Here is a 17,087-nt window from a genome sequence, read left to right as displayed (position 1 = left end):
AACATAACAGTAGCCAATGACGATGCCTACTTCGGTATGCCAGATGTGGACATTACCGGCAATGTACTGGACAACGATTCGGATCCAGAAGGCGATAACCAAATGGTAGATATTGCAATCAGTCCAATCAGCGGCCCAACAAACGGAAGCTTGGTAATCAATGTTGACGGAACATTTACATATACTCCGAATGCAGGTTACGGTGGTCCAGATCAGTTTGTGTATGGAATCTTTGATGATGGCGCACCAGTTGCTACAGATGTTGCAACAGTGTACATCAGCATCGATCCAAACAATGGCGCTAATGAAATATTTGCCATAGACGATATCAATGATACTTTAATGAATCTACCCGTAGGTGGCGATGTATCGACTAATGACTTGAACCCAGACGGTCCAGCCGGAACGGAAGTGTTCACATTGGTAACAGGTCCAACAAGTGGTACCGTGGTATTTAATGCGGATGGAACATACATTTATACACCAGCTTTAGATTTCATTGGAACAGATACTTTTGAATACCAGATATGTGATGGTGGTAACCCGATAGCCTGTGATACGGCGATAGTTACAATTGAAGTTATTAGAGTTACAGTAGACAATGATCCGCCAGTTGCGAACAATGATACTAATGTAACGTTAGTAGATGTTCCAGTAAGTGGTAATGCACTTGTTAACGATTTCGATCCAGATGGCGATCCAATAACTGTAACTGCTAATACCAATCCAACTAATGGTACAGTTGTAATGAACCCTGATGGAACTTACATCTATACACCAAATGCGGGATATGTAGGAGTTGATACCTTTGAATATACAATTTGTGATAACGGTACGCCAGCATTATGTGATACTGCAATAGTTACTATTTATATTATAGATGCTAACACCAATATTACTATAGCAAATGACGATGCTTATAACGGTGAATTAAACACAGTTATTTCTGGAAATGTATTAGACAACGATAATGATCCAGAAGGTGATAACCAAACAGTAGATACTACGATAAGTCCAATTAGTGGACCTTCAAACGGAACACTAGTTATTAACGCAGATGGTACATTTGATTACACTCCAGGAGCAGACTTCATAGGAACAGATCAATTCGTATACGGTATTTTCGACGATGGTAGCCCAATTGCTACTGATAGAGCAACAGTATATCTTCTTATACAGAAAACTCCAGCTCCTGCAATTGCAGTAGTGAAAACTGGTGTTGTTAACGACGAGAACCAAGATGGCTGTGCTAATGTAGATGAAACTATTTCTTATACATTCACTGTAACTAATGAAGGAAATGTACCATTAAGTTTAATTTCCTTAACTGATCCACTCTTAGAAGCACCGAATCCAGTTGTACCTATTATTTTGGTGTCGGGAGATGATGGAGATGGCATTCTTCAAGAAACGGAAACTTGGATCTATGAGGCAGATTACGCTCTTACTCAGGTAGATATTGATGCGGGTCAGGTTACAAACCAAGCTACAGTGGAAGGAACCGATCCTGATTTAACAGTAGTAAGTGATCTTTCTGATGACGATAGCGTTCTTGAAGACGATCCAACGGTAACAATTGTATGTCAAAATCCAGCTATTGCACTTATCAAAACAGGCGTGCTTAATGATACAAATGGCGATGGATGCGCAAATGTAGATGAAACAATAGATTATAGTTTCAAAGTGTTCAACCTTGGAAATGTTACTTTAACAAACGTAACAATCACTGACCCATTGGTTAGCGTAGTAGGAGGACCTATAACTATGGCACCTAATACTACAGATGAAACAACATTTACAGCAACATATACTATTACACAAGTTGATATAGATGCTGGATCTGTTGAGAACCAAGCAACAGTAACGGGAGATGATCCTGCAGGCAATACAGTTAGCGATTTATCTGATGATGATAGCGAGTTTGAAGATGATCCAACCGTAACTGTTCTTTGTCAGGATCCTGCAATTGCACTAATAAAAACAGGAGTCCAAAATGATGAAAACGACAACGGATGTGCTGACCTTGGAGAGACAATTTCGTATAGCTTCAGTGTTAAAAACACCGGAAACGTTGAGTTGACTAATGTTATAATTACAGATCCAATGGTAGCTGTGGTTGGTGGGCCAATAACTCTTGCCGCTGGAGCAGAGGACACAACAACTTTTACAGCAATTTATACTATAACACAAACAGATATTGATACTGGATTTATTGAAAACCAAGCTACAGCAGAAGGAACTGCACCAAATGGTGATCAAGTATCTGATCAATCTGATGATAATAGTTACCTTGAGAATGATCCGACTGTAACTGTTATTTGCAATAACCTGTCTATAGGACTGGAAAAAACTGGTGTATTCAACGATGAAAACGACAATGGCTCATCTGATGTAGGTGAATCAATTTCATACGAATTCGCTGTTACTAATACCGGAACTGTAACAATCTACAATATATCAATTACAGATCCATTACCTGGAATTGAAATTTCTGGAGGACCGATAGCCCAATTAGATCCAGGTGAAGTAGATAGTACTACCTTTACAGCTATTTATTATATTACTCAAGAAGATATTGACAATCTTGAAGTGGTAAACCAAGCTACTGTTACTGGAGAGGATATAAATGGAACAATTGTAGAAGATGATTCTGATGATCCAACAGATTTAACTAATTTTGATAATAACGGAGATGGTGAACCAGACGATCCAACAGTTGTACCGCTTCCTATTGTGGAACCAGCTACCTTTGAAATATTCAACGGTATAACCCCTAATGGAGATGGATTTAACGATTTCTTCCTAATACAAGGAATAAAAGATTATCCGAAAAACAATGTGAAGATTTTCAACAGATGGGGTGTATTAGTATTTGAAACAGATGGATATGGAGGTTCTACTGATTCAGAAAATGTTTTCAAAGGCATTTCTGAAGGACGTGTAACTATAGAAGTAAATAAAGAGTTGCCAACAGGTACATACTTCTACATTCTTACTTTCCCAGAAGATAATCCGGGCAAGGCTAAATACAATGGATATTTATATATTAACAGATAGAGAAATCAAAAATATTCCTGGGAGGAATTTCCCTCCCAGGATTAAAAATACATAACTATGAAACACAGTTATCTAACACTACTAATTTTGATTTTACTTGGCACGTTTTCAAGTAAAGCGCAGCAGGATCCACAGTACACTCAATATATGTACAATACGCAGGTGGTAAACCCTGCTTATGCCGGAAATCGTGAAGTATTAAGCTTCGGCTTACTCTATAGAACCCAATGGGTCAATTTTGGTGATGGAGCACCAAACACGGGAACTTTTACAGTAAACACACCAGTGGCTGACAATATGGGCCTGGGTTTATCTGTTGTAAATGATCGCATAGGCCCCGCTATTGAAACTAACTTTACTATAGACTACTCCTATAGTATCAATACATCCGAGAATGCCAAGCTGTCATTCGGTCTAAAAGCTGGCTTGGATATTCTAGACGTAGATTTTTCAAAATTGAATATTTATGATCCCAATGACCCCTATTTTCAAGAAAACAATATAGATAATAAGCTTCAACCACAAATAGGTGCTGGTGTTTATTACAATACAGATAGGTTTTATGCAGGTCTTTCAGTACCAAACATTCTAACTACAAAGCATTTTGACACTGGTAGTATTGAAAATACTCAAGTTGAAACCACTGCAGCAGAACGTATGCACTACTTTTTAATTGCTGGATATGTATTTGATGTAAGCGATAATTTAAAGTTTAAGCCAGCAACTTTGTTCAAAATTGTTAGTGGATCTCCATTGCAAGCAGACGTATCAGCAAACTTTTTACTGTATGATAAGGTTACTTTAGGTGCCGCATATAGATGGAGTGCCGCAATGAGTGGATTAGTCGGTTTTCAGGCTACTGAAAGTATATATATCGGTTTTGCCTATGATTACCAAACTACCGATATCGAAGCTTATAGCGATGGCTCTTATGAGGTAATGCTCCGCTTCGAATTATTTAATAGACCAGAGCGCGTTCTAACCCCAAGATTCTTCTAAAAACACAAAAGATTATGAATACATTTTTACGTAACATATTTATTTTCGCTTTGGTTGTTCTTACCGCCGGTAGCGCCTTTTCACAAAAAAAGGATATCCAAAAAGCAAACAAAAAGTTTGATAGATATGCGTATATAGATGCGCGTGAAATCTATTTGAAGGTTGTAGAAGATGGCTACGAATCTGCCCAAATATTTCAAAACTTAGGAGATACCTATTACTTTAATAGCGAATATGAGAACGCTGCAAAGTGGTATGTTAAATTGGTAAATCAATATCCAGACGAAACAAAGCCAGAATATTATTACAAAGCCGCCCAGTCATTAAAAAGTTTAGGACGAAATCAAGAGGCTGACGCACTCTTGGAAGATTATATAGCTAAAGGAGGAACCGCCTTTATTGTTACAACATACAATGATGATCCAGATTATTTAGCGAGTATAGTTTTTGACTCGCAAAAAATAGAGATTGAAAAAGTTGGGGTAAATTCACCTACCTCAGATTTTGGACCGGCTTTTTATAAGGACAATAGAATTATTTATGCGTCTGCAGGAGAGAATGTAATTCCAAAATTTGACGATTGGACTCAAGAACCGTACTTAGACCTGTTTATTGCAGATAGAAGATCCGACGGGCAATTGCGAAACTCTGTTCGCGTTGGAGGCGATGTAAATACTGATTATAACGAATCTACTCCTACCTTTACCAAAGATGGAAACACCATGTATTTTACCAGAAATAGAATTATTGAAGGTAAAAAAGACTTTGACAAGTCGAATAAATTTAAAACCTTACGATTAACAATTTTTAAGGCAACTCGAGCAGGAGAGAACACCTGGAGAAATATAATTGAATTACCCTTTAACAGTGAAAGTTATTCCGTAGCACATCCCGCTTTAAGCCCAGATGAAAAACGATTGTATTTTTCTTCTGATATGCCTGGAACACTCGGAATGTCTGATATTTGGTATGTAGATATTCTTGAAAATGATACTTATGGTGAACCAGTAAATTTAGGTCCAGAAATAAATACAGGAGGAAGAGACTCTTTTCCTTTTGTAAGTGATAATAACAACCTTTATTATGCTAGTGATGGACGCTCTGGTTTAGGTGGATACGATATTTTTGTCGCTTCTCTTAATGATAAAGGCGAACCAGGAGCAGTTCAACATTTAGGGCCACCAGCAAACAGTGCTAAAGACGATTTTGGATTTATTATAAACGAAAAAGACCGCGTTGCTTATTTTTCTTCAAATAGAGGAGGAAATAGAGGCAGTGCCGATGATGATATTTATTTACTTAAGGAAGGTTGCAGTATCAACATAAAAGGTACCGTATTTAACAAAGATACAAAAGAGCCATTGGCAGATGCTCAAGTGAGTTTGTTAGATAATAACAATCAATTGGTGAGCCAAACCACCTCTGCGGTTGATGGAAGCTACAGCTTTATTGCTGGCTGTGGAATACAATACATAGTAAGAGGTATAAAAGATGATTACAAACCTTACGAAACAACCATAAAAACACCATTTTTAACTGGAACAGTTGACGTGCCAATTCCATTGGAACGTATTTGCAGATTTCCAAACAATTTAAACTGTATATTAGACCTTCAACCAATTTATTTCGATTTCGATAAGTCTAATATCCGACCAGATGCTGAAATAGAATTGGCCAAGATTCTTGCTGCACTGAAACAATACGATCAACTAAAAATCAATATCGAGTCGCATACAGATTCACGTGGTAATGATAATTACAACCTAGCGCTTTCTGAACGTCGAGCACAATCCACATTAAAATGGCTTGTTTCTAAAGGTATTGATAAAAGTAGACTTACGGCCAAAGGATTTGGTGAGTCAAGACTCATAAACCATTGTTCAAACGGTGTAAAATGTACTGCCGAAGAGCATCAATTAAATAGAAGATCAATGTTCATTATACAAGATTGATGAATTTATTGTAAATACTTAAGGAATCACACCCTTAATCCTCCCCAATTTACAAACGTAAACATTGTAGAGGCCTCACTTATACTTAAAAGTTAGAGAGCCTTACTATGCGCTTATATTGAGTTTTTTTGAAAGAGGCGTGTAGCCAATTAATGTTAGAATTAATGTAAATTGTTTTTAAAATGCAATCCGTGATGACTACGCTCAAACAAATATTATTAGTCGGATTATTGCTGTTGGCCAGTGCTGGTGTGTTTTCGCAAGAAGGAAAAATTGCAAAAGCCAATGAGCAATTTGATAAATATGGTTATATCAACGCTAGGGAAATCTATCTTAAAGTTGTTGAAAATGGTTACTCTTCCGCCGAAATATATAAAAAACTCGGCGACACCTATTATTACAATAGCGATTATGTTAATGCCGAAAAATGGTACATTAAACTCCTCAACGAGTTTCCCGATACTATCGAAACTGAATATTACTACAGAATGGCCCAAACATTAAAAAGTATTGGGAATTACCAAAAATCTGATGAAATAATGCAAGTTTATTTCAGTAAAGGAGGGGAAGAGAAAAACATTAAAAAATTTGATAACGACCCTGAATATCTAAAAAGCCTTGGGGTACATCCTTTTAAATATGTTATCAAAAAAGTAGCGGTAAATACGCGATTGTCAGACTTTAGTCCCATTTATTACAAAAATAAAATTGTATTTTCATCAACCGCACGAGACCGTGGTGATATTAAAATTCACAGTTGGAACAATATGCCATTTCTCGATTTGTTTATTGCAGAAATTGATAAAGATGGCGGACTTTCTAATTCCAGAATTTTAGATGGTGATGTTAATACTAAATTTCACGAATCAACGCCAGTCTTTACCAAAGATGGAAAGACCATGTATTTTACTAGAAATAATTTTATAGATGGTAAAAAAGGTTTTGATAAAAATAGAGTAATTAAATTAAAAATTCTAAGAGCTAGTTTAAAACACCATAAAGATGGCAGCGAATATTGGGGCGATATTACCGAATTACCCTTTAATAGTAAAAGCTATAACAATGCGCACCCTGCCCTTAGCGCCGATGAGACACGCCTTTATTTTGCATCAGATATGCCTGGAAGTTTTGGTAGGTCAGATCTTTATCGCGTTGATATTAAAAAGGAAAAAGATAGCACCATAACCTATGGGGTGCCGGTAAATTTGGGTCCCGAAGTAAATACTAGATCGAGAGAAACTTTTCCATTTATAAGTGAAGATAATAACCTTTATTTTTCTAGTGACGGTCATTTTGGCCACGGCGGTCTCGACATTTATGTTGCTACCTTAGACACAGATGGAAGCCTAAAGCAAGTATCTAACTTTGGCCCACCTATTAATACCAAAATGGACGACTTTGGTCTCATTATTAAAGAATCGCAAGGTTGTGGTTACTATACCTCAAACGCAGCTGGGGGTCGTGGCGCAATAGATGATGATATTTACTATTTCTATGAAAAATGTGTAATGACTATTAACGGTATCGTTACTGATATCGATACCCAAGAACTATTACCAGGTTCTGAAGTGTCTTTGCTAAGTGCAAATAATAGCGTAATTGAAAAAGTAACAGTTGGCGAAGATGCAGCATTTAGTTTTACCACAGAGTGCGATACGAGATATATAATAAGAGCAACTAAAAAATTATATTTTCCAAAAGAAGAAGTTGTAGAAACTCCCGACCAAGGTGGTGTGATTGACTTAAACATTCAATTGAAGCTTAAGGACCCTTGCCCACCAAACGATTTGGGCTGCATTCTGGAACTTCAACCAATTTATTTCGATTACGACGAAGACTATATTCGTGCAGATGCCGAGATAGAATTGGCTAAAATACTCTATGCTATGAAACTCTATCCTGAGTTAGTAATTCATATAGAATCGCATACCGACTCTAGAGGAAGAGATAGTTACAATATGAAACTTTCTGAAAGAAGAGCACAATCTACCTTAAATTGGTTAGTAGAAAGAGGCATAGATAAATCTCGTTTATCCGCCAAAGGTTATGGCGAAACTATGCTAATTAACAACTGCGGAAACGATTCAGATTGTACCGAAGAAGAACACCAATTAAATAGAAGATCAATGTTTATTATACAAGATTAGGCTAACCAAATTTTGTTTATTAAAAGCGTTCAATAATTACTATTGAGCGCTTTTTGCTTTTAATACAGCCACCCTTTTCGTATTTTTGGTGCCTAAGCAATTGAGCTATGATTGAAGAACAAGTAATTCTCGTAAATGAAAACGACGAGCAATTAGGATTAATGCCAAAACAGGAAGCTCATATAAAAGGTGTTCTCCACAGAGCGTTTTCTGTTTTCATTTTTAACGATAAAAATGAATTAATGCTGCAACAACGCGCATTACATAAATATCATACCCCCGGACTATGGACCAACACTTGTTGCAGCCATCCGCGAGATGGCGAAACAACCCTCGACGCCGGAAAAAGAAGACTTTTTGAAGAAATGGGTTTTACTACAGCATTAAAAGAAACTACCTCATTTATCTATAAAGCACCTTTTGATAATGGTCTTACTGAACATGAATTAGATCATATACTTGTAGGAACCTATAACCAATCACCCCAAATAAATCCCGAAGAAGTTGCAGCTTGGAAATGGATGGATTTGGAAACGGTAAAAACAGATATTGAGAACAATCCAGATCTATACACAGCCTGGTTCAAAATTATTTTTGATAAATTCTACCAACATCTACAAATATGAGTCTAACCGTCTATAGAAAAGCACATTTTAACGCTGCACACCGACTTTATAGGAAGGAGTGGGATGACGCTAAAAATCTACAAGTTTTTGGCAAATGCAGCAACCCCAATTATCACGGCCATAATTATGAGTTGGAAGTGGGTGTTTCAGGCGAGATTGATCCCAAAACAGGTTTTTTGATGGACCTTAAAACTTTGAGAGATATTATTAAAGAAGAAGTAGAAGATCCATTCGATCATAAGAATTTGAATATTGAAGTTCCGGAATTTAAAAACCTCAATCCCACCGTGGAAAATATAGCCGTGGTAATTTGGAATAAAATTAGAACGCGAATCGATCCGAAATACGGCATTTCAATAAAACTTTACGAAACACCTCGTAATTTTGTTATTTATAACGGAAATTAATGATTACAGTTTCACCATTATATCCTTTAAAATTTTATCCCATACTAAAAGAAAAAGTTTGGGGTGGAACCAAATTGAACGAAATTTTCCACAAAAATGGAGCTGGAAAAATTGGTGAAAGCTGGGAAATATCTAGTGTAGAAACAAATGTTTCAGAAATTGCAAACGGCCCCCTAAAAGGAAAAACGCTTACTTGGTTATTAGAACTTTACAAAGAAAAATTGGTTGGTGAAAAAGTTTATAAAGATTTCGGTAATCAATTTCCTTTACTTTTCAAATTTATTGACGCTTGTGAAAATCTTTCGGTACAAGTACATCCCGATGATATATTAGCCAAGCAACGGCACAATTCATTCGGGAAAACGGAAATATGGTACATTTTAGATGTTGAAAAGGGCGGAAAGCTTATTGTTGGATTTAATCAGCAAATGGATCAAAAAAAATACCTTGAATCTCTTTCTGATAATAAAATCACCGAAATATTAAATGCAGTACCGGTAAATAAAGGTGATGCTTTTATATTAAAACCGGGCACCATTCACGCCATTGGCGCTGGTGTATTATTGGCCGAAATTCAGCAAACCTCAGATATTACCTACCGTATTTACGATTGGGATAGGCCAGATACCAACGGGCAAATGCGTAAATTACATACAGCCCTGGCCTTGGAAGCGATTAATTTTAATCCGCCAAAGTCCAAATTAAAATACACCCAAACCAAAGACAAACCAACCCATATTGGCACATCAAATTTCTTTGCTGTCAATAAACTTGTGCTTTCAAAAAATTACATTAGAGACTTGGAAGAAACCGCTTCATTTACAGTTTATATGTGCTTGGATGGCAGCGCAATAATTGAAACAGACGATTTTTCAGAAGAAATAAAAAAAGGCGAAACAATTTTAATTCCTGCACAATTGCCTGAAATAAAATTTATTACAAATTCAGTAAGCTTTTTGGAGGTGTACATTCCTTAAATCTTTGTACCTTTGCCCGATTTAAAAAAATATTGAAATAAATATTTACACTTAACAATAAGGAATAAAATGGCAAACGTAAGAGATTTAAAAAAAGATATTAATTATGTTTTGGGCGATATTATTGAAGCGGTCTACATTTGGGAATTAACCAATGCCGATAAAGACAATAAGGAAGCCGAAGCAATTATCGACGGAGCAATTACAACTTTTGATGAGCTTATAACGAAAGTAAACCAAAAAGATGTTGATAATAAAAAGAAACACTTTAAAGCAATTCAAGCTGAACTGGAGTCGCGCGGTAGAAAGCTTATAGACAAAATTAACGCGCTATAAGATTGTATCGCTCTTTTTACGCAATTCAATAAAAGACTCCAATTCCTTACCGTATTTGGAGTTTTTTATTTTTGAGCTCAGGGCGTTGTAAACTGTATCTAAATACTTTACATTAGAGCTATATGCTTCACTTAAAACCAAATATGGCGCTACTTCATAATCCTTATTATTGAGTGCAAAATTAATAGTTGTAAAATACTTACTTTTAATCAACGTTTCCTGCTTTCTATTTAAATCCATTTCTAGCGAATCGTTATTTACCTTCCCGTTTTTAAAACGTTGCTCAATAAATTCTAGGTTTTTAGCGACATATCGTTGCCTTAATTTTTCAAAATCCCTTAAAATACTATCATTTTCTGAACCTTTTACAACTGCAGCACTCCCAAAATTCTTTAAGTTAGTTTGTATGTTCATCGGTCCATTTTCAGCAAAAAAGGCAATACGATCGTCGCGCAATGTTCCATCTTTTAGTCTAACATACAGATAATATATTTCTGGACTTTTAACCTTCTCGGAAAACGAAAAATCTGAAGACCCGTCTACAATTACTGAATCTACAGTAACTAATAAGGTATCCTCAAATTTTTGAAGCAACAACGTACCTTTTTTTAAACCCTTTACCGTACCCGTAAGATTCATCTGTTCGGTATCTGTGGCACAACTTATAAGGCTTAGAAATACAATTGCAATTGAGAGGAGATAGCGCATTTTATTTATTATTATATAATCTACCTTTACTGAAAATAATTTTAGTTTAGGAAGTTACAAAGATGTGCTTTTTAGAGATAAAAAATAAAAAATAACTGTATAATTATTGAAACTATTGAAATGCCATTAAAAAGACATCACCTGTGTGTTATCTGATTATCATACTAACAACCTAACCTTTAATATATTAAGTGTAAAAAAACATGGTTTTTGTTTTAAAATTTTAGATATTTTTCGTATTTTTAATCAGGAGTTTAGCATAAAAACAACTTCTTCCTTTTGCTTTATTCCAGTTTGTTTTCTGAAAAAAACGACTTCGGTCATTAAATTATAAAATCATGAAAACTTCAATCCCATCCTTACTGAAAAAAATAATTTTTTTTGGTTTGGCTACAATACCTCTTTTAGGTTTCGGTCAAGCCCCCAATATTGAATGGCAAAATGCTCTTGGCGGAACAAGTAGCGATTATCCAACCGGAGTGCAACAAACAACTGACGGTGGTTATATTATGGGTGGCATTACTTTTTCCAATGATGGCGATGTTACCGGCAGTCACGGGTTGTTTGAATTTTGGATAGTAAAGTTACATAATACTGGAATTCTTTCTTGGCAAAAGGCTTTAGGCGGTACAGGAAGTGATTTGTGCTATGGAATTGAACAAACCGCCGATGGTGGTTATATTGCGGTAGGGTGGTCAAACTCTAATGACGGCAATGTAGGCGGCAATCACGGCAATTATGATTACTGGGCAGTAAAGCTTGATGATGTGGGCAATATTCAATGGGAAACCAATTTAGGGGGTAGTGGAACAGACCAAGCATTAGATGTTTCTGAAACTGTAAATGGTGATTACATTATAGTGGGAAATTCAAATTCTAACGATGGCGATGTTGGCGGAAATAACGGTAACCAGGATTTCTGGGTCGTTAAGTTAGACCCCTCAGGCGGTATAGTTTGGGAAAAAAACTACGGTGGAAGTGATTTAGAAGTTGCAAAAAATATTGAGCAAACCGCAGATGGTGGCTTTATTGTGGCAGGTTATACACGGTCTAATGATATTGATGTATCGGGAAACCATGGCGCCGAAGATTTTTGGGTAATAAAAATTTCAAATACGGGGGTTCTCCAATGGCAAAAAACCTTGGGCGGTAGTGCCGAAGACCAAGCATTTAATGTGGGACAAACTTCCGATGGAAAATATATGGTTACGGGCTATAGCAGTTCAACAGATGGCGATGTGACCAATAACCACGGAATGAAGGATATTTGGATAGTTAAATTAGACACCAATGGAGCCGTGCTCTGGCAAAAAACCTTCGGAGGAAGCAATGATGAATGGGGGTACGGCGCAGTGCACACCTCAGATGGAGTTAATTTAATTGTGGGAGCATCAAACTCTTCCAATGGGGATGTTGGTGGAAATTTTGGCGAAAGCGATACTTGGATTGTACGAATAGACAATTCTGGAACACTCTTGTGGGAGAAAAACATAGGAGGAAGTCTTTCTGAATACGGGAACGCAATCGACAAAACAACCGATGGTGGATACATAATAGCTTCAGAAGCAAATTCAAACGATGGTGATGTAAGTGGAAATCATGGCAGTTCAGATTTTTGGGCGGTAAAACTACAGCCAGATCCCCTGGCTGTTTCTAACTTCAATTCGCCCGCCTTGGCGCTCTATCCCAATCCTGCGACAGATTTTATTACATTGCAATTGCCCCAAGACGCAACATATAATATTGAAATAAAGAATAGCTTGGGGCAAAATATTTTTCAAGATGAACAAAACCATAAAAAAATTACTCTAAAACTGCCTTCAGGTATAAAGAGTGGATTATATTTTGTAAGCATTACCAACAAATTGACCCATCATATTGAAACCGTAAAATTACTCGTGTATTAGCAGGCCCTATTTTTTTGAATATTCCTATAGACTTTTTTCAAAATAGGTGATATGCTGTTTAAACAACAGAAGCCAATTGCATCATTACTGTGCACAAAATTGCAGCTACGGTGCCAATTGCATATCCAAAAACTGCCAAAAGCACCCCCACAGTTGCTAATGAAGGATGGAAAGCCGAAGCGACAATAGGAGCCGAAGCGGCACCACCCACATTGGCTTGACTTCCAACGGCCAAGAAAAAATAGGGTGCACGAATAAGTTTTGCAACTAAAATCATCAATCCGGCGTGAACGCTCATCCAAACTAACCCAATAACAATAAGCCACATGTTGTCGAAAATTAGGGTTAAATCCATTTTCATTCCAATGCTAGCTACTAATATGTAAATAAAAACACTTCCAAATTTACTTGCGCCAGCTCCTTCATAAGACTTTAATTTGGTAAAGGAAAGTAGTACGCCAATAATAGTGGTGATGGATATCATCCAAAAGAAACTAGAATCGAGAAAGGTGAAGATGTTTCGCGTAATTCCTTTTGGTATTCCATTTACAATTGAAGTGAAAAAACCACTTAAAATGTCGGCGCCAAAATGTGCAAAACTTACAGTTCCAAATGCAATTGCCCCAAGCACCATTAAATCGGTTAAACTCGGATTTCGATCTACTTTTTTAGAATAATCTGAAACCTTGTCTTTTAAACTTTCTATCGCAGAGGTATCTGCCTTTAACCACTTGTCAATCTTTGCAGATTTCCCTATTCCGAATAGTATAATGGCCATCCAAATATTTGCAACTACAATATCTACAAAAACCATCCCTCCGTATAGTTTTTGATTATAACCGTAAATTTCTAACATTGCGGTTTGGTTTGCACCACCGCCAATCCAGCTACCGGCGAGGGTTGATAGCCCACGCCATACAGCATCGGCGCCTTCGCCTCCCACTGCTTCGGGATGAATACTTCCCACGATTAAAACGGCCAAAGGCCCGCCAAGTACAATGCCTATTGTTCCAGCAAAAAACATAATTAGGGCTTTTGGCCCTAAGTTTATAACGCCTTTAACGTCTATGCTTAGCGTCATTAATACCAATGCTGCAGGCAATAAATACCGGCTAGACATATAATATAAACTTGTGCTGCCAACAGATGCTTCACCAGTTGCTGAAACGGTAATCCACTCGGGGGAAATTACGCCGAAGGTGGTTAATAATGCCGGAAGAAAATATGCAACAAATAAGGCTGGAACAACACCATAAAAATTCTTCCAAAATCCTTTTTCTTTTGAAGATGTGTAAAAAATGAACCCCAATGCTAACATTAAAATACCAAAAACTATGGTGTCATTGGTAAAAAGGGGAGTGGTATCTTTTATAATTTCGACGGTTGTATCCTGCATCTTTGATGGTTTTGCTGCAAAATACAATTATTTTTTAATTTGTATTATTTTTTGACGAAATCGCTAATTACAGAAATCAATTTAGGAATTACTGGCAAATTGTAAATATTGTACGACTTGCTGTTTTCCAAATCATTACCTTCAATTTCTTTAAAGATATGATTCATATTTGGAATAATTTCATATTCTGCATCTGGTTGTGCTTTCTTAAGTAATTCTGCTTCCGAAACTTGAACCTGAATATCTTTTTCGCCATTTATAATTAGCACAGGGATGTCAAGTTTCTTTATTTCTGTATTTGGATTGTATTGCATCCAAGTATAAATAAAAGGTTGTAATTCCTTTCTAAAAATAGAAGCCAGCCCCGGACTGTAATTATAGGCCGCACCGTTGGCACGTAATTCGTCAAACGAATTGCGAGCGCTTTCAACAAGTCCGGGCGACTGCTGTTCTAATTGCGCCACGATAAGATCATCTAATTCTTGTCCGGCGCCAGCAATGGATATAAAACTAGCAACACCCTTTTGTGCAGCTACCATTCCAACGAGCGAACCTTGCCCGTGACCAATAATATGTATTTCTGAAAAACGGTTATCTTTTTTAAAATACTGAATTATTGCAATCGCATCGTCAATAAAATCGTCAAATTGAATATTTTTTTCCGTCAAGGCACGGCTCTTCATTTGTTTTACAATTCTTTTATCATACCTAAACGAAGCAATATTATTTTGGTAAAGTCCTTCAGCTAATAATTTTAAAGAATTGTTGACCATCATTTGTTGGTTACCATTTCTGTCTACTGGGCCGCTATCTCCAATAATAATAGCCAATACTTGTTTTTCATTATTTTCAGGAATCAACAGCGTTCCGTCAACAAGTGGCGTAATGCTGATGTTTTCAGCATTATACTTTTTGTTTTGTGCCGTAGCAATTCCTATAAAAAGAAGAAAAATTATTAAACTGTGTTTCATTGCTATCGGTTTTGTTTCACTAAGATTAAATGCTATGTTTTAACAAATAAAACGCGGTTATATTGCTTTCCACTTCATCTAAATCTAATTATTGAAGTCTAAAAGCAATTCTAAATGTAACAAAATGTGAGTGATAAAAATTATTTATTTTTTTGAAAAGATTGCATTCACTTTTGAATTTATGGATGCTATCTTTGTTATAATTGAAGTTTGAATAAATTAAGTTATTTAAATATGAAAAAAGCTGTCTTAGTTTTATTGGTTGCGTTATTTGCAAACGGTCTTTCCGCAATGGAAGATTGGGGAAAAACCGGTCATCGTGCCGTGGGCGAAATTGCCGATGATTATTTGAGTAGAAAAGCTGAAAAGGAAATTTCAAAATTACTGAATGGTCATTCGCTAGCCTTTGTGGCAAATTATGGCGATGATATAAAAAGTGACCGGAATTTCGATGCATATCGGCCATGGCATTATGTTAGCTTCCCGTTTGGTGAAAAATATGAAACCTATCCAAAAAGTGAAAAAGGCGATATTATACAAGCTATAAAAAAGTGCATTTCAGTTTTAAAAGATGATGACAGTCCAAAAGAAGATAAAGTTTTTTACCTTAAAATGTTAGTGCATTTTATGGGCGATCTTCATCAACCCTTACATATTGGCTTAGCAGAAGATAAAGGCGGGAACGATTTTCAAGTACGTTGGTTTAAAGATGGTACGAACTTACATACAGTGTGGGATTCAAAAATGATAGATTTTTATGACATGTCTTATACCGAATTGGCTACAAATACAGATGTGCTTTCAAAGCAGCAAGTAGAAGCTATCAAAAAAGGTACTGTTATAGATTGGATGTATGAAAGTCGCGGCATTTGTGAGGATATTTACGATCACACCGAAGTAGGTGAAAAGCTAGGCTATAACTATATGTATAAATATATGGATGTTGTGCGTTTTCAACTTCAAAAAGGAGGGATACGTTTGGCTGAAGTTTTAAATGAAATCTTTAGGTAAGAAATGTTGTTTTCATACTAAGTATAAAGATACGCCCAATACATTAAAGCAAACTGTAATGGCAATCTAAGAATGAGCGCCCATTTGGGTAATTTCATTGCGGCTTTTTCATTTTGCAACATATAGATGTGCACGGGAATAAAAATTATTAGTAAAATAATTATTCCCCAAGCTGCCTCTACTTGTGTGTTTTTGTTCATAATCATAAAGCCAAGAATCATTTCGGCAACACCGCTTAGCATAACCATTGTACCATGTGCAGGGATGTATGGCGGCAAGATACGTTCGTATATTTTTGGTTTTCGAAAATGGTTCATTCCGGCAAGTACAAAAAGCACTCCCATTAAATATTGATGCCAAGGTAACATAGTTTGTTTTTAAGTTCTTAAAAGTAATCGTTTTTGAAACTTTTGCCAAGCTTCATTTTATTAAAAAGTAAAAGCCTCCCTATAAAAATAGGAAGACTTTCTTTTTTAAATTAAATATTTATGATAAAAAATTACTCTTTAATCAAGCGCTTTACAGTGCTTGCTTTTTCACCAATAATCTGTACCATATAAACGCCAGATGCAAGAGATGAAACATCAACTGCT

15 protein-coding genes are annotated in these 17,087 nt (G+C 36.3%); 10 read left to right on the top strand and 5 right to left on the bottom strand.

Going from position 1 to position 17,087, the window contains the following annotated elements:
• The 8 genes from K8089_RS15415 to K8089_RS15380 form a co-directional block, all read left to right on the top strand.
• On the top strand, positions 1-3,057 hold a 3,057-nt coding region (locus K8089_RS15415), incomplete at its 5' end, for a DUF7507 domain-containing protein (protein WP_237604193.1).
• Between the two features lie 57 nt (positions 3,058-3,114).
• Positions 3,115-4,056: a PorP/SprF family type IX secretion system membrane protein gene (locus K8089_RS15410; protein ID WP_237604192.1), complete on the top strand. Its 942-nt coding sequence runs from the start codon at positions 3,115-3,117 to the stop codon at positions 4,054-4,056.
• Positions 4,057-4,070: 14 nt separating this feature from the next.
• Positions 4,071-6,008, top strand: a complete 1,938-nt coding sequence (locus K8089_RS15405; RefSeq protein WP_237604191.1) for an OmpA family protein — start codon at positions 4,071-4,073, stop codon at positions 6,006-6,008.
• 194 nt (positions 6,009-6,202) lie between these two features.
• Positions 6,203-8,155 (top strand): OmpA family protein, encoded by a 1,953-nt coding sequence (locus tag K8089_RS15400; protein WP_237604194.1) that lies wholly within the window; start codon positions 6,203-6,205, stop codon positions 8,153-8,155.
• Positions 8,156-8,262: 107 nt separating this feature from the next.
• Entirely contained in the window at positions 8,263-8,781 is a 519-nt protein-coding gene (idi, locus tag K8089_RS15395; protein WP_237604190.1) for an isopentenyl-diphosphate Delta-isomerase, read from the top strand.
• Complete coding sequence (locus K8089_RS15390) at positions 8,778-9,188, top strand: 6-pyruvoyl trahydropterin synthase family protein (protein WP_237604189.1); 411 nt, start codon at positions 8,778-8,780, stop codon at positions 9,186-9,188. The genes idi and K8089_RS15390 overlap by 4 nt, the downstream gene beginning before the upstream one ends.
• Positions 9,188-10,165: a type I phosphomannose isomerase catalytic subunit gene (locus K8089_RS15385; protein WP_237604188.1), complete on the top strand. Its 978-nt coding sequence runs from the start codon at positions 9,188-9,190 to the stop codon at positions 10,163-10,165. The genes K8089_RS15390 and K8089_RS15385 overlap by 1 nt, the downstream gene beginning before the upstream one ends.
• Before the next feature lie 69 nt (positions 10,166-10,234).
• Positions 10,235-10,501: a hypothetical protein gene (locus K8089_RS15380; protein ID WP_237604187.1), complete on the top strand. Its 267-nt coding sequence runs from the start codon at positions 10,235-10,237 to the stop codon at positions 10,499-10,501.
• On the opposite strand, the gene K8089_RS15375 is transcribed toward K8089_RS15380, so the two are convergent.
• Positions 10,496-11,209 (bottom strand): DUF4369 domain-containing protein, encoded by a 714-nt coding sequence (locus tag K8089_RS15375; RefSeq protein WP_237604186.1) that lies wholly within the window; start codon positions 11,207-11,209, stop codon positions 10,496-10,498. The two genes, K8089_RS15380 and K8089_RS15375, sit on opposite strands and share 6 nt — an antisense overlap.
• Before the next feature lie 338 nt (positions 11,210-11,547).
• On the opposite strand from K8089_RS15375, the gene K8089_RS15370 reads away from it, so the two are divergent.
• On the top strand, positions 11,548-13,116 hold the full coding sequence (locus tag K8089_RS15370; protein WP_237604185.1) for a T9SS type A sorting domain-containing protein: 1,569 nt from the start codon (positions 11,548-11,550) through the stop codon (positions 13,114-13,116).
• Between the two features lie 58 nt (positions 13,117-13,174).
• Here K8089_RS15370 and K8089_RS15365 read toward each other — a convergent pair whose 3' ends face one another.
• Both K8089_RS15365 and K8089_RS15360 read right to left on the bottom strand, forming a co-directional pair.
• A complete protein-coding gene (locus K8089_RS15365; protein ID WP_237604184.1) occupies positions 13,175-14,512 on the bottom strand; it encodes a DUF819 family protein in 1,338 nt (445 codons plus the stop codon).
• Between the two features lie 44 nt (positions 14,513-14,556).
• On the bottom strand, positions 14,557-15,483 hold the full coding sequence (locus K8089_RS15360; RefSeq protein ID WP_237604183.1) for an alpha/beta hydrolase: 927 nt from the start codon (positions 15,481-15,483) through the stop codon (positions 14,557-14,559).
• A 234-nt stretch (positions 15,484-15,717) separates the two neighbouring features.
• Between K8089_RS15360 and K8089_RS15355 the strand changes: the two genes are divergently transcribed.
• Positions 15,718-16,494 (top strand): S1/P1 nuclease, encoded by a 777-nt coding sequence (locus K8089_RS15355; RefSeq protein ID WP_237604182.1) that lies wholly within the window; start codon positions 15,718-15,720, stop codon positions 16,492-16,494.
• A gap of 17 nt (positions 16,495-16,511) precedes the next feature.
• Here the strand turns inward: K8089_RS15355 and K8089_RS15350 are convergent, their stop codons facing one another.
• Both K8089_RS15350 and K8089_RS16715 read right to left on the bottom strand, forming a co-directional pair.
• Entirely contained in the window at positions 16,512-16,862 is a 351-nt protein-coding gene (locus tag K8089_RS15350; RefSeq protein WP_237604181.1) for a DoxX family protein, read from the bottom strand.
• Positions 16,863-16,993: 131 nt separating this feature from the next.
• On the bottom strand, positions 16,994-17,087 hold a 94-nt coding region (locus tag K8089_RS16715; protein ID WP_407932391.1), incomplete at its 5' end, for a T9SS type A sorting domain-containing protein.

This window comes from Aequorivita vitellina, assembly GCF_022008365.1.
Classification (GTDB): domain Bacteria; phylum Bacteroidota; class Bacteroidia; order Flavobacteriales; family Flavobacteriaceae; genus Aequorivita; species Aequorivita vitellina.
This window is presented reverse-complemented; position numbering and strand designations above follow the sequence as displayed.